Genomic DNA, 12,841 nt, shown 5'->3' on the forward strand with positions numbered 1-12,841 from the left:
CCTCAAACAAGGACTGCATCATGATCTTGGGTAAGACATTGGAGAGCTGGTATGCAACGCATCCGCTGATCCGGGATTTGGTCGAGTGCCAGGAAACCAGCTGGTTCAATCCGGCCACCGCCCCGGTCGCCGAGGCGCTGCAGGATGTCGGCCTGACCGCCGACGATGTCGCTGACGCGAGCGCGCGCCTGGCGCGCTTTGCCCCGTACCTTGCGCGGGTGTTCCCGGAAACGGCCGTCAGCGGCGGCATGATCGAGTCGGGCATTCGTCCTCTGCGGGCCCTGCAGCAGGCATTGTGCAAGCAGTACGGCGTCGAACTGAACGGTGCCATGTGGCTGAAGACGGATAGCCACCTGCCGATCTCCGGCTCGATCAAGGCACGCGGCGGCATATACGAAGTGCTCAAGCACGCGGAGGATGTCGCGCTTGCAGGTGGTTTGCTTCGGGCAGGAGACGACTACGCCCGACTGGACAGCGAAGAGGCGCGCACGTTCTTCAGCGGCCGCAAGATCGCGGTCGGCTCAACTGGCAATCTGGGGTTGTCCATCGGCATCATGGGTTCGACGCTCGGCTTTCAGGTGATCGTCCATATGTCGGCCGATGCGCGGCAATGGAAGAAGGACAAACTGCGATCGCATGGCGTCACTGTCGTCGAGCATACGTCCGACTATAGCGTGGCGGTCGCGGAAGGACGCAGGCAGGCCGAGGCCGATCCCACCTGCCACTTCATCGACGACGAAAACTCAACCAACCTGTTTCTCGGCTATGCGGTGGCGGCGGAGCGGCTGAAGACGCAACTGGCCAGCGCCGGTGTGGCGGTCGACGACGAACATCCGCTGTTCGTGTACTTGCCCTGCGGCGTCGGCGGCGGTCCCGGTGGCGTGGCGTTCGGACTGAAGCTCGCGTTCGGCGATGCGGTGCATTGTGTCTTCGCCGAACCCACCCACTCCCCGTGCATGCTGCTTGGCGTCTATACGGGCCTGCATGATGAAGTGTCCGTACAGGACTTCGGCATCGACAACGTTACCGCTGCCGATGGCCTGGCGGTCGGGCGCGCGTCGGGATTCGTTGGCAGGGCAATGCAACGCCTGCTGGACGGCTACTATACGGTCAGCGACGAATCACTGTACCGGCTGCTCGCCGTCATGGAGCAGAGCGAAGGCGTCTGCCTGGAGCCGTCCGCACTGGCGGGCGTGCCGGGCATCTTGAGAGTCCTGGGCGAGCAACAGGGCTATCGTGCGCGCACCGGCCTGAGCGCGCGATCCCTCGCGCAAGCCACCCATCTGGTCTGGGCAACTGGTGGTAGCATGGTTCCGCCCGACGAGATGAAAGCCTACCTGGCCAAGGGTCGCGCGTTGCTCGCAACGTGATACGACTTCCACGCGGCTTGTCGGCTCAAGGAAACCACCGCCTTGCTGAACCTTCCTCCCCGCGCTGGCTCGCGGCTGAACAGCAGCCAGTTTGCCAACCTCCATACGTTCCTGGTGGCGGCCCGGCACCTCAGCTTCGCCCGGGCCGCCGACGAGCTTTGCCTGACGGCAAGCGCGGTAAGTCACCGCATCAGCCGGCTGGAAAGCGCGCTGTCGATCAAGCTGTTCGTGCGCCTGACGCGCCAGGTGCGCCTGACCGAAGAGGGCGAGCGCATCTTCAGGATTCTGCAGAGCGCAGTGGGCGATCTGTCCGAGGCATTGCAGCAATCGTCGCAGGCTGACATCGCGGGCGCGATTGTCCTGTACGCGAGGCCTTCCGTGGCGCAATGCTGGCTAGTGCCCCGCCTGGCCGATTTCGCGCGACGCTATCCGCTGGTGTCGGTGGATCTGCGGGTCGGGAACGAAAGCGTCGACTTCCGGACCCGAAACATCGATCTCGCACTCTATTACGCCAGCGGAGATTTCCCCGGGCTGACCGGCCTGAAGCTGATGGAGGAGAAGATGGCACCGGTCTGCAGTCCGGAGTATGCCAAACGCCATCGCCTGGTGGACAGGCCTGGCAACTTGCAGCACTGCACGCTGCTGCACGACTCGCTTGCCTGGGAAAACGCTTCACACGACGCGGAATGGAGGCTGTGGGCGCGCCAGCACGGCATGGAAGCATCGCTGCCCACTCGCCACTTCACGTTCGACAGTTCCAACTTGTCAGTGATCGCCGCGATGAATCATGCCGGGATCGCCATTGGCCGACAGCGATTGGTTCAGGAGCGGGTCAGGCGCGGCGAGCTTGTGCTGCCGTTGGGCGATTTTTCCCGATGCGGCCACTACGACTACTATCTGGTCCACCCGCCACTCGATCCCGTGCCCAGGCGGCTGCTGGTCTTTATGGACTGGCTGAGGGAATGCGCGCACGGGGCGCTGTGAACCTGCCGATCGTGGCGCAAGGCCGTGGCACGCGGCATACAAGGCCCGGCTGGTGCCGGCCACCGGCGGGTGACCTCGTGCTAGGATGAGCGCTGCCTCCAGCAGCCGCCCGACTCTCTCATGACCACCCTCTACGCGACCCTCGGCGTGCAACCGACCGCGACCCTGGACGAGATCAAGCGCGCCTACCGCCGCGCCGCCATGAAATGGCACCCCGACCGCAACCCTGGCCGCGAGGCAGAGTCGCACACGGCCTTCCAGGAAATCCGCGATGCCTACGCCATTCTTTCCGACGCCGTTCAGCGCCAGGTCTACGACGAGGTATTCGAGCGCGAGATGCAGCGCTGGCAGGCCGAATGCGAGGCACAGCAGGAACAGGAGCGTGAAGTGGAGCGCGAGGCCCAGCGCGCTGCGCAGGAACACTACGAGAAGATGGTCGCCATCGCCATGCGCTTTGCCGACGAGGGCCACAACCGCGACGTGATCTTCGGCGTGCTGCTCGGCCGGGATTGCCAGGCCGAACTGGCGGCACGCATCGCCGACAGCACCTGGGCGTTGCAGGCGTCGCGCAGGGCAACTGAGCCAGCCGCTGACACGCCTGACACCGAGGCGGCCGCAGCGCCTGCCGGCGCGGCGTCAGGGCCCGACGAAGGGACGCGGCACAAACGGCATCCCGGCGCCTTCGATTCATTCTGGCACGGCTTGTTCGGCATCCGCTCCTAGAGGCATGGCCAAGGATCCGGGCTAACGGCGCTCACACCACCATTTCCAGGTCCGGCGTCGGCCGGCGTTCCAGCAATGCGGCCAGCCTGCGCAGCGCAACCGACAATTGCGCGCGGTCATCCACCCCGCCGAGCGAGATACGGATAGCATTCGGCGCGTTTGGCCCCTCCCAGAATGCGTCAGACGGCGTGACGCGCAGGTCCTCCGCCAGCGCGGCTCTGGTGAGTTGCTGCGCCGACCAGTGCTCCGGCAAGCGGTGCCACGCGTGAATGGCGCTGGGCGGGAGCTGGCCAATCCCGCTTAGCCATCGGCTTGCCAGCGCGCATCTGGCCAAGGCTTCGGTCCTGATGCCGTCAAGCAGCTGCATGGCCGAGCCATCGTGGATCCATTGCGTCGCCAGGGCCGCGGTCATCGGTGCGGCCATCAGGGCGAAGGCCCGCAGCGATGCCAGCAGATCGTCGCCGCGCCTGCCCTCCGGCAGCATGACATACGCGGTGCGCAGCCCAGGACTGAGCGTCTTGGACAGGGTCGAGACATAGTACGTGCGGTCGGGTGCGAAGCTGGACAGCGGCGGCGGCGCTGACGGCGTCAGCAGCCAGTAGGGATCATCCTCCAGCAAGGTGACATCACAGTGCTGCGCGGCCCTGGCAATCGCCTCCCTGCGCGAGGCCGGCATGGTGTGCGTAGTGGGATTCTGGGCGGTCGGATTGAGGTAGGCCAGCGTTGCACCGTCGCCGCGGGCCGCTTCGAGGGCATCGGGGCGCATCCCGTCGGCGTCGACCTGCGCGATCACCACACGTCGCCCGAGTTGTGCCGCGGCGGCGCGAATGCCGGGGTAGGCCAGCGGCTCGGTCACAATCGCATCGCCCGGCCGGGTCCGGGCCAGGATCACGGCGGACAGGGCAGCCTGGGCTCCCGGGCACACCACGAGCCGCGCAGTCGTGACGGGCCCGAATATCTGCGCCAGCCAGAGCGTTCCGGCCAATCGGTCGGCAGCACTTCCACCGCCGAGCTGGTAGGTCATCAGCAGGTGCGGGTCGCTATGCAGCAGCACCTGCGACAGGCCGCGCCGCAGCAGGTCCTGGAAATCCAGCCCCGCCGGTGGCGGCGGCACGTTCATGCTCATGTCGATCACCCGCGCCAGCTCCGCCCGCGGCGCGGCAATAAAGGTGCCGAGTGCCCCCCGGGCATCGATCAGATGCCGCCGTTTGGCCTCGTTGTAGGCACGCGTCACGGTCGTCAGGTCCACGCGCAGGGCCTTGGCCAGGCTGCGCTGCGGCGGCACGCGGTCGCCGGCCGCCAGCCGGCCTTCGCCGATCGCCCGCTCGATAAAGTCCACGATCTGCAAGTAGCGTGCACCGCCACCGGTTGTGATCTCCAGACCCCATGTAGCGCTGACATCGGGGCGGACATCGGTGTCTTGCATGGATTTCATGGCAGCAGATTTCATCGATGTATGGGTTTTGTCTTGCATTAGCATGCCAGACATCACCGAGGGAATCCATACAAGGCACGCTCGCGCGGGGCTGAGACCGCACTTGAATCGGAGCGCGTGGCCGGGTGCCTTCGGTGATCCGTAACCAAGGTGTCCGAAATGCTCAAACATACCGCCGGGCCGGCAGACAAGAATCGACAAGGCCCGCTCCCCCGCCCGTCCCCCGGCCCGACGCGCCGAATTCCTCAACTATTGCTGTGCGCCTGCCTGAGCGTGTTGCTGAGCGGCTGCAACCTGGAACTGCTCAATCCCAAGGGCAGCATTGGAGAACAGGAAAAGTCGCTGATCCTGATCGCGCTGTTCGTCATGCTGATGGTCGTCATCCCCGTGATCGTCCTGACGCTGTGGTTCGCGTGGCGCTACCGCGAAACCAATACAAGCGCCACCTATGCCCCCAACTGGGCGCACTCCACCAGGATCGAGGTCGTGGTCTGGGGCATCCCCTGCGTGATCGTGGCCTGCCTGGCGGTGCTGATCTGGGGCTCGACGCACAAGCTCGATCCCTATCGGCCGCTGCCGTCGCAGGTCAGGCCGGTCCAGGTCGACGTGATCGCCCTGAACTGGAAATGGCTGTTCATTTACCCGGAATACGGCGTCGCGTCGCTGAACCAGCTTGCGATCCCGGTCGGCACGCCGGTCAATTTCCGGCTGACCGCGGAATCGATGATGAACGCGTTCTTCATCCCGCAGCTCGGCAGCATGGTCTACGCCATGGCGGGGATGCAGACGCGCCTGCACCTGATCGCCGACACACCGGGCATCTATCTCGGCCAGTCTGCCGCCTACAGCGGCCCCGGCTTCTCGGACATGCACTTCAAGACCGTCGCCACCTCGCGCGAGGCATTCGATGCCTGGATCCAGGCTGCCCGCGCTTCGTCCCAGGCGCTCGACCTGAAGACCTATCGCACGCTTGAACTGCCCAGCAGCAAGGACCCGGTGACGCTGTATGCCGCCGTCGCGCCGAAGCTGTTCGACCAGGTCGTCGACAAATACATGCTGGCCAACGGCCAGGTCTGCCGCGCGGACGCCCCGGAATCTCTGCAGGCCTTCCAGCGCGTCCCGCCGGCGCCCGCTGGCCGCATGGAGCAATAAGAATGCTTGGAAAACTCAACCTGGACGCCATCCCCCTCCATGAGCCGATCATCATAGGGACGCTGGCCGTCGTGATCCTGCTGGGCACGGCGCTGGCGGGCGCCATCACGTACTACGGCAAATGGAAGACCCTGTGGAACGACTGGATTTGCTCCGTCGATCACAAGAAGGTCGGCGTGATGTACATCATCCTGGCACTGGTGATGCTGCTGCGCGGTTTTGCCGATGCCATCATGATGCGCGCACAGCAGGCGCTCGCGTATGGCGATGCCGCGGGGTACCTGCCGCCCCATCATTACGACCAGATTTTCACCGCCCACGGCGTGATCATGATCTTCTTCGTGGCCACGCCGCTGGTGCTCGGCCTGATGAACGTGATCGTGCCGCTGCAGATCGGTGCGCGCGACGTCGCCTTCCCGTTCGTCAATTCGCTGAGCTTCTGGATGTCGGCGATGGGCGCGGTGCTGGTGATGCTGTCGATGTTCGTCGGCGACTTCGCCGCCACTGGCTGGGTCGCCTACCCGCCCTTGTCCGAACTCGGCTACAGCCCCACCCCAGGCGTCGACTACTACATCTGGTCACTGCAGATATCCGGGCTTGGCACCACGCTGACGGGCATCAACTTCATCGTCACGATCCTGCGCATGCGCGCGCCGGGCATGAACCTGATGAAGATGCCGGTCTTCACCTGGACTGCCCTGATCACCAACATCCTGATCGTGGCGATCTTCCCGGTACTGACCGCCACGCTCGCCCTGCTCACTGCCGACCGCTACCTCGGCATGCATTTCTTCACCAACGAGCTCGGCGGCAACGCCATGATGTACGTGAACCTGATCTGGGTCTGGGGCCACCCGGAGGTCTACGTGCTGATCCTGCCGGCCTTCGGCGCCTTCTCCGAAATCATCGCCACGTTCTCGCGCAAGCCCCTGTTCGGCTACAAGTCGATGGTGTACGCCACCTCCTCGATCGGCGTGCTGTCGTTCTTCGTCTGGCTGCACCACTTCTTCACCATGGGCTCCGGGGCGAACGTCAACGCCTTCTTCGGCATCATGACCTCGATCATCTCGATCCCCACGGGCGTGAAGCTGTTCAACTGGCTCTTCACCATGTACCGGGGCCGGATCCGCTTCCATACCTCGACCCTGTGGACCATCGGCTTTATGGTGACGTTCGCGGTCGGCGGCATGACCGGCGTGCTGCTCGCCATCCCCGGTGCCGACTTCGTGCTGCATAACAGCCTGTTCCTGGTCGCGCATTTCCATAACGTAATCATCGGCGGCGTGCTCTTCGGCTGCCTGGCCGCGATCAGCTTCTGGTTCCCGAAGGTGTTCGGCTTCACGCTGAACGAGTTCTGGGGCAAGGTCTCGTTCTGGTGCTGGCTGACCGGCTTCTTCCTGGCCTTCATGCCGCTCTACGTGCTCGGCTTCAAGGGCATGACCCGCCGCATGAACCACTATGCCAACGTCGACTGGCATCCCTACCTGGTGGTGGCGCTGGTGGGTGCCTTCGTCATCGGTGCCGGCATCCTGGCGATGATGGTGCAGTTCGCGGTCAGCATCCGCGACCGCAAGCAGAACCAGGACCTGACCGGCGACCCGTGGGATGGCCGCAGCCTGGAATGGTCGACGGCCTCGCCCGCCCCGTCCTACAACTTTGCCCATGTGCCGCGGATCACGTCGCTGGAACAGCACTGGGACGACAAGGAGGCCGGGCGCGCGTGGCGCCAGCCCGCCCGCTACGAAGCCATCCATATGCCCCGCAATACCTCCGCCGGCTTCATCGTATCCGCGTTCGGGCTGTTGCTCTGCTTCGCGCTGGTCTGGCACATGTGGCTGGTCGCCGTCGCCGGACTGGTCGGTGCCATCGCCACCTTTATCGTGCGCAGCTATGACCGCGACGTTGACTACTACGTGCCGGCCGCGGAAGTCGAGCGGATCGAACGCGCGCGCCATGCACAACTGCAGGAAGCTGCCTGAACCATGACCCCGACTCTCTCCCCTACCCTGCATCACCCCGGGCACGAGGCCACGCACGACGCGGCGCACCACCATCACGAAGCCAGCTCGCACACCCCGCTGGGGTTCTGGCTCTACCTGATGAGCGATTGCCTGATCTTCGCGGTGCTGTTCGCCACCTTCGGCGTACTGTCCGGGAACACGGCCGGCGGCCCGGGCGGGCGGCAACTGTTCGAGCTGCCGTTCGTGTTCGCCGAGACCATGGTGCTGCTGCTCAGCAGCTACACCTTCGGCCTGGCCATGCTCAGGCAGGACGCGGATGCCGCGCCGCGGATGATCCGCTGGCTGACGGTCACCTTCATGCTCGGCGCGCTGTTTATCGCCATGGAAGTCTACGAGTTCGCGCACCTGCTGCATGAAGGCGCTGGCCCTGGCGGCAGCGCCTACCTGTCGGCCTTCTTCACGCTGGTCGGCACGCACGGCCTGCATGTGACGTCGGGCCTGCTTTGGCTCGCGGTGATGATTCACCAGATCCGGCATTTCGGGCTGGACGATATCGTGCGCCGCCGCCTTGCCTGCCTGAGCCTGTTCTGGCACTTCCTGGACCTGGTCTGGATCTGCGTCTTTACCTTCGTCTACCTGCGGGAATTTGCATGAAATCGTCCCATCTCCATGCCGTGCACGCGGACCAGCCGGCCGCGCATGGCAGCGTGCGCGGCTACACCATCGGACTGCTGCTGTCGGTCGCGCTGACGATGGCCTCGTTTGCGGCGGTGATGACCGGATCCCTGCCAACGCAGTCCGCGATTGCGCTGATCGTCGGCCTTTGTGTCGCGCAGTTGCTGGTGCAGCTCGTGTACTTCCTGCATTTGGGCACCGGTCCCGGCCAGCGCGGCAACACCGCCATCTTTGCCTGTACCGGCTTCCTGATCGTCATCGTCGTGGCCGGCTCGTTGTGGGTGATGCACAACGCCAATATCAACATGATGCCGACCGACATGTCCGTCGAACGGGCACGGGCAAAAGATTAGCGCTTGCGCAAGGAGGCTTTCCACCATGTATGTCTATGACGCCATTGACCAGCAGCTCGTCGACGAACGCGTCGTGCAGTTCGCCGACCAGACGCGCCGCTTCCTGAACGGCCAGCTCACCGAGGACGAATTCCGCGCGCTGCGGCTGCAGAACGGCCTCTATCTCCAGCGCCATGCACCCATGCTGCGTGTCGCGATTCCCTACGGCATGCTGGCGTCCCGGCAGCTGCGCAAGCTCGCGGAGATCGCGCGCCGCTGGGATCGCGGCTACGGGCACTTCAGCACGCGGCAGAACCTGCAGTTCAACTGGCCGCGGCTCGAGGATGCTCCCGCGATTCTCGCGGAGCTGGCCACGGTGCAGATGCACGCGATCCAGACCAGCGGCAACTGCATCCGCAATACCACCACCGATCACTTCGCCGGCATTGCGCCCGACGAACTGGTGAACCCCCTGGTGTGGTGCGAGATCGTCAGGCAATGGTCGATGCTGCATCCCGAGTTCGCCTTCCTGCCGCGCAAGTTCAAGATTGCCATCAGTGGCGCGCGGACGGACCGGGCCGCGGTCGGCGTCCATGACATCGGGCTGCAGGCCGTCGAACAGGACGGCCAGGCCGGCTTCAAGGTCTGGGTCGGTGGCGGCATGGGCCGCACGCCGATGGTGGGCAAGCTGATCAACCCCTTCGTCCCCCGGCAGGACCTGCTGACCTACCTGCAGGCCACGCTGCGCGTCTACAACCTGCACGGCCGCCGCGACAACAAGTATAAGGCGCGCATCAAGATCCTGGTGAAGGACCTGACCCCGGAGGGGTTCCGTGCGCAGGTGGATGAGCAGTGGCAAAGCATCCGTGGGGGGCCGGACACCGTGTCTGAAGGCTTTGTCGCGTCCATCGCCGGGCGCTTCACGATCCCGCCGTATGACCCCGCTGCCGCCGACGAGCCGGACGAGTCAGCCGAACTGGCGAAGACTGACCGCGCCTTCCGCCTCTGGCTGAAAAGCAATGTGCATCGGCACCGGGTGCCTGGCTACGCGGCCGTCACGGCGTCGCTGAAAGCCGCGGGCCAGGCGCCCGGCGACATCACTGCCGACCAGATGGAGATCATGGCCGGCCTGGCCGAGCGCCACGGCTTCGGCGAGCTGCGCGTGTCGCATGAGCAGAACCTGATCCTTGCCGATGTCCGCCGCAGCGGCCTGCACGCCTTGTGGCAGGCGCTGGACGCCGCCGGGCTGGCCACGCCGAACGTGGGCCTGATCACCAACATCATCGCCTGCCCCGGCGGGGACTTCTGCTCGCTGGCCAATGCGGTCTCGATCCCGCTGGCCCAGGCCATCCAGGAGCGCTTCGACGACCTCGACCACGTCCACGACATCGGCGAACTGGACCTGAACATCTCCGGCTGCATCAACTCCTGCGGCCACCACCATATCGGCCACATCGGCATCCTCGGCGTCGACAAGGCCGGCGAAGCCTGGTACCAGATCACCATCGGCGGCAGGCAGAACGGCGGCGACAGCCAGGGCCGCCCGGATGGCGTGGCAGCCGGCGGCGCAGCCATCGGCCGCGTCATCGGGCCGTCCTTTGCGCAGGAGCAGGTTCCGGATGTGGTGGAACGACTGATCGAGACCTACTTGTCGCATCGGGACAGCGAAGCCGAGCGTTTTGTCGACGTGGTCGGCCGCATCGGCATCGAACCATTCCAGCGCGCTGTGTACCCGGACCCTGTCACCGGCGCACAGCGAACTCGCCAGGAGACAGCAAATGCCTGACCCTGACCATTGCCCGATACAGCGGGCTCGCCTTGCCGCGCTGCCAGGCGCTCAGAAGTTCGCCTCGATGGCCATCCTCGCGCCGTCAGGCACCTCGTTCGGTATGACCCGGTGCGCAAGAATTGCATAGCCCCGGGCAGCCGCCACTTCCGTGGGATTGACCAGCCGCTTCGGGCCTCCCAGCCACGCAAAATGATCTCTGCCGTCGTCGCTACGGAACCAGGCAAAGTCGCCGATGCGGTCAAGGCCACGCTTCACCCTCTTCAGCAGCGCCAGGGCTTCCTCTGAAACACCCAGGTGCCGTCCTGTGTCATGAATGACCGTGGCCAGATGGCGGAGCTTGTTGGTCGAGGCGGCGTCCCCATTCGCCGGGCCAGGTAACAACTCGACAACCAGAATTCCCCTGTGCGCAGTGATGCGTGCGTGCTGCATAGATCCTCCCAACGGATGCCTGTCGCCTTGCGACCTCAGGCATTGAGCAAGCAAGTTTTCGGCCAGCCCATTGCCGAAAGTGCAGCTTACAGCCCCCTCATGACATGACGACCAGGGTTGGCATGCGGACGCGACAAAGGGGTGCGGAGATCGACGCAGGCCGGCTCCGCCAGGCCAGGCCGGTTTGCTAACGCCGGTGCGGCGGTACTAGTGCGGTGTTGGTACTGGCCCGGCACTTCGCGCGGACCGTTGGACCGCATGCGTCTTGCAAGGCATGATCGCATCAGCACAAGCCGCCACGCCTGTGGCAAGGCGCTACCCTATCCTTGCTGTTGGAAGCTTCGCGCGGGAATCCTGCCGTCGGGCGTAGGAATGGGCCGTTAGTCAGTCCTGGCGGGTGGGCGGCATGCGCGCGTTGGTCAATTCCGGTCAGAGGGACGCTCCCCGTCTGGGTCCACCGATTACATTCCTGGAGAATTCGAATGAAGAACGCTAGCGCAGTTTCCGCTCCGGTAGCCGGGATGTTAATGTGCCTTTGCATCGGCAATGCCCACGCCGTCGGCATGGAGGTGTCGTCCACCTCGTACGCCGAGGGCGCCACGATCGCTACGCAGTATGCGCATGACGGCGTCGGCGGCGACCAGAAGCCCTGCGGCGGCAAGGGCGTGTCGCCGCAGGTCTCGTGGTCGAAGCTTCCCGCGGGCGCGAAGTCCGTCGCCGTCCTGATGTACGACATGGACGGCAACGCCGGTCTCGGGGTCTCGCATTGGGTCGCCTACAACATTGCCGCGAATCACGGTCAACTGAAGGAAGGCGAAGGCAAGGCGGACGGGCCTGGCATCACGGTCGGCAAAAACGTGCGTGGCGAGGCGGGGTACCGCGGCCCCTGCGCGCCGGCCGGGGAGACGCCACACCACTACGTGATTACGGTCATCGCGACGGACCTGGCACCAAACCTGCCTCCGGGCATGACGCGCGACGAACTGATGGGCGCGCTCAAGGGACATGCACTGGAGGCGCAGAGCCATGTCGGCCGGTTTGGGCGTTGAAGGGCCGTTGATGCCTTGCCGCCGGCATGGGGCGCGCCGCGACGTCGATATCGCGGCGAATGCCCGACGCGGTCTCAGGGCTTGCCTACCGCCTTCGACACGAACTGCGCGGCTACCGCGACCTTCCCCAGGTCAATGCCAGTCTGAAGACCCATGTCCTCCAGCAGTCTGAGCAGGGATTCGGTCGCCACATTCCCGGTTGCCCCTTTGGCGTAGGGGCAACCGCCGAGGCCCGCGACAGACGAGTGGAAGATCCGGATACCTGCCTCGAGGCTGGCGACGACGTTCGCCAGCGCGTGGCCATAGGTATCGTGGAAATGCCCTGACAGCGCTTCGGTCGGGAATTCCGTCGAGGCAGCGCGCATCACCTCCCTCACCTTCTGCGGCGTGCCAACGCCGATCGTATCGGCAATATCGATCTCGTCGCAGCCCAGCTCACGCATGCCGCGCACCACCTCCGCCACCGCGCCGGCAGGAACCTCCCCCTGATAGGGGCATCCCAACGCGCAGGACACGCTGGCACGCAGGCGCAGGCCATGCGCCTTCGCGGCCGCGGCCACCGGCGCGAAGCGAGCCATCGACTCGGCAATCGAGCAATTGATGTTCTTCTGCGAGAATGCCTCGCTCGCGGCACCAAAGATCACGACCTCGTCGACGCCAGCGGCCAGCGCGGCCTCGAGGCCCTTCATGTTCGGCGTCAGCGCCGAGTAGAGGGTCCCGGGACGCCGCCGGATGCCGGCCATCACCTGCGCCCCGTCGGCCATCTGCGGCACCCATTTGGGCGACACGAACGACGCTGCCTCGATGTTCACGAATCCGGCGTCGGAGAGCTGGTCGATCAGTGCCACCTTGGTCCCGGTCGGCACCAGGATCTTTTCGTTCTGCAAGCCGTCGCGGGGACCGACCTCGACGACCTTGACGAAATCCGCATGCATAGTGCGC

General features: G+C 65.1%; 12 protein-coding genes. 9 read left to right on the forward strand and 3 right to left on the reverse strand.

Translation table 11 applies throughout. The features are described 5' to 3' along the window. The first annotated feature begins 20 nt into the window (after window positions 1-20). The 3 genes from dsdA (at window position 21) to ACZ5MJ_RS10215 (ending at window position 3,077) form a co-directional block, all read left to right on the forward strand. The gene (gene dsdA / locus ACZ5MJ_RS10205; RefSeq protein ID WP_464219107.1) at window positions 21-1,370 is read left to right on the forward strand and encodes a D-serine ammonia-lyase; all 1,350 of its coding nucleotides are present in this window, start codon (window positions 21-23) and stop codon (window positions 1,368-1,370) included. 42 nt (window positions 1,371-1,412) lie between these two features. Then, complete coding sequence (gene dsdC / locus ACZ5MJ_RS10210; RefSeq protein ID WP_464219108.1) at window positions 1,413-2,354, forward strand: DNA-binding transcriptional regulator DsdC; 942 nt, start codon at window positions 1,413-1,415, stop codon at window positions 2,352-2,354. 120 nt (window positions 2,355-2,474) lie between these two features. Continuing rightward, window positions 2,475-3,077 carry a J domain-containing protein gene (locus tag ACZ5MJ_RS10215; protein WP_464219110.1) on the forward strand — a complete coding sequence of 201 codons (603 nt, stop codon included), beginning with the start codon at window positions 2,475-2,477 and terminating at the stop codon, window positions 3,075-3,077. Window positions 3,078-3,108: 31 nt separating this feature from the next. Here ACZ5MJ_RS10215 and ACZ5MJ_RS10220 read toward each other — a convergent pair whose 3' ends face one another. Then, on the reverse strand, window positions 3,109-4,512 hold the full coding sequence (locus tag ACZ5MJ_RS10220) for an aminotransferase-like domain-containing protein (protein WP_464219111.1): 1,404 nt from the start codon (window positions 4,510-4,512) through the stop codon (window positions 3,109-3,111). A gap of 159 nt (window positions 4,513-4,671) precedes the next feature. On the opposite strand from ACZ5MJ_RS10220, the gene cyoA reads away from it, so the two are divergent. Genes cyoA through ACZ5MJ_RS10245 form a run of 5 tightly spaced genes read left to right on the forward strand, consistent with a single transcriptional unit; the run spans window position 4,672 to window position 10,418 of the window. Continuing rightward, window positions 4,672-5,664 (forward strand): ubiquinol oxidase subunit II, encoded by a 993-nt coding sequence (gene cyoA / locus ACZ5MJ_RS10225; RefSeq protein WP_464219113.1) that lies wholly within the window; start codon window positions 4,672-4,674, stop codon window positions 5,662-5,664. A 2-nt stretch (window positions 5,665-5,666) separates the two neighbouring features. Beyond that, window positions 5,667-7,643, forward strand: coding sequence for a cytochrome o ubiquinol oxidase subunit I (gene cyoB / locus ACZ5MJ_RS10230; protein WP_464219114.1), 1,977 nt, complete (start codon window positions 5,667-5,669; stop codon window positions 7,641-7,643). Between the two features lie 3 nt (window positions 7,644-7,646). Next, window positions 7,647-8,279: a cytochrome o ubiquinol oxidase subunit III gene (gene cyoC / locus ACZ5MJ_RS10235; RefSeq protein ID WP_464219116.1), complete on the forward strand. Its 633-nt coding sequence runs from the start codon at window positions 7,647-7,649 to the stop codon at window positions 8,277-8,279. After that, the gene (gene cyoD / locus ACZ5MJ_RS10240; RefSeq protein WP_464219118.1) at window positions 8,276-8,653 is read left to right on the forward strand and encodes a cytochrome o ubiquinol oxidase subunit IV; all 378 of its coding nucleotides are present in this window, start codon (window positions 8,276-8,278) and stop codon (window positions 8,651-8,653) included. Before cyoC ends, cyoD begins: the two co-directional genes overlap by 4 nt. 25 nt (window positions 8,654-8,678) lie before the next feature. Then, a complete protein-coding gene (locus ACZ5MJ_RS10245; protein ID WP_464219119.1) occupies window positions 8,679-10,418 on the forward strand; it encodes a nitrite/sulfite reductase in 1,740 nt (579 codons plus the stop codon). A gap of 51 nt (window positions 10,419-10,469) precedes the next feature. On the opposite strand, the gene ACZ5MJ_RS10250 is transcribed toward ACZ5MJ_RS10245, so the two are convergent. Next, window positions 10,470-10,850, reverse strand: coding sequence for a hypothetical protein (locus ACZ5MJ_RS10250; protein ID WP_464219121.1), 381 nt, complete (start codon window positions 10,848-10,850; stop codon window positions 10,470-10,472). Between the two features lie 482 nt (window positions 10,851-11,332). Between ACZ5MJ_RS10250 and ACZ5MJ_RS10255 the strand changes: the two genes are divergently transcribed. Further along, entirely contained in the window at window positions 11,333-11,899 is a 567-nt protein-coding gene (locus tag ACZ5MJ_RS10255; RefSeq protein ID WP_464219123.1) for a YbhB/YbcL family Raf kinase inhibitor-like protein, read from the forward strand. Window positions 11,900-11,973: 74 nt separating this feature from the next. Here the strand turns inward: ACZ5MJ_RS10255 and ACZ5MJ_RS10260 are convergent, their stop codons facing one another. Next, complete coding sequence (locus tag ACZ5MJ_RS10260) at window positions 11,974-12,834, reverse strand: hydroxymethylglutaryl-CoA lyase (RefSeq protein ID WP_464219124.1); 861 nt, start codon at window positions 12,832-12,834, stop codon at window positions 11,974-11,976. Window positions 12,835-12,841 lie beyond the last annotated feature (7 nt).

It is taken from the genome of Cupriavidus sp. LA-1, assembly GCF_055385985.1.

What these genes read in the sequence shown, in the direction of transcription:
- ACZ5MJ_RS10215 (WP_464219110.1), top strand. Translation starts at nt 2,475, where the DNA reads ATGACCACCCTCTACGCGACCCTCGGCGTGCAACCGACCGCGACCCTG.
- cyoC (WP_464219116.1), top strand. Translation starts at nt 7,647, where the DNA reads ATGACCCCGACTCTCTCCCCTACCCTGCATCACCCCGGGCACGAGGCC.
- ACZ5MJ_RS10255 (WP_464219123.1), top strand. Translation starts at nt 11,333, where the DNA reads ATGAAGAACGCTAGCGCAGTTTCCGCTCCGGTAGCCGGGATGTTAATG.
- cyoA (WP_464219113.1), top strand. Translation starts at nt 4,672, where the DNA reads ATGCTCAAACATACCGCCGGGCCGGCAGACAAGAATCGACAAGGCCCG.
- dsdA (WP_464219107.1), top strand. Translation starts at nt 21, where the DNA reads ATGATCTTGGGTAAGACATTGGAGAGCTGGTATGCAACGCATCCGCTG.
- ACZ5MJ_RS10260 (WP_464219124.1), bottom strand. Translation starts at nt 12,834, where the DNA reads ATGCATGCGGATTTCGTCAAGGTCGTCGAGGTCGGTCCCCGCGACGGC.
- cyoB (WP_464219114.1), top strand. Translation starts at nt 5,667, where the DNA reads ATGCTTGGAAAACTCAACCTGGACGCCATCCCCCTCCATGAGCCGATC.
- ACZ5MJ_RS10250 (WP_464219121.1), bottom strand. Translation starts at nt 10,850, where the DNA reads ATGCAGCACGCACGCATCACTGCGCACAGGGGAATTCTGGTTGTCGAG.
- cyoD (WP_464219118.1), top strand. Translation starts at nt 8,276, where the DNA reads ATGAAATCGTCCCATCTCCATGCCGTGCACGCGGACCAGCCGGCCGCG.
- ACZ5MJ_RS10245 (WP_464219119.1), top strand. Translation starts at nt 8,679, where the DNA reads ATGTATGTCTATGACGCCATTGACCAGCAGCTCGTCGACGAACGCGTC.
- ACZ5MJ_RS10220 (WP_464219111.1), bottom strand. Translation starts at nt 4,512, where the DNA reads ATGAAATCCATGCAAGACACCGATGTCCGCCCCGATGTCAGCGCTACA.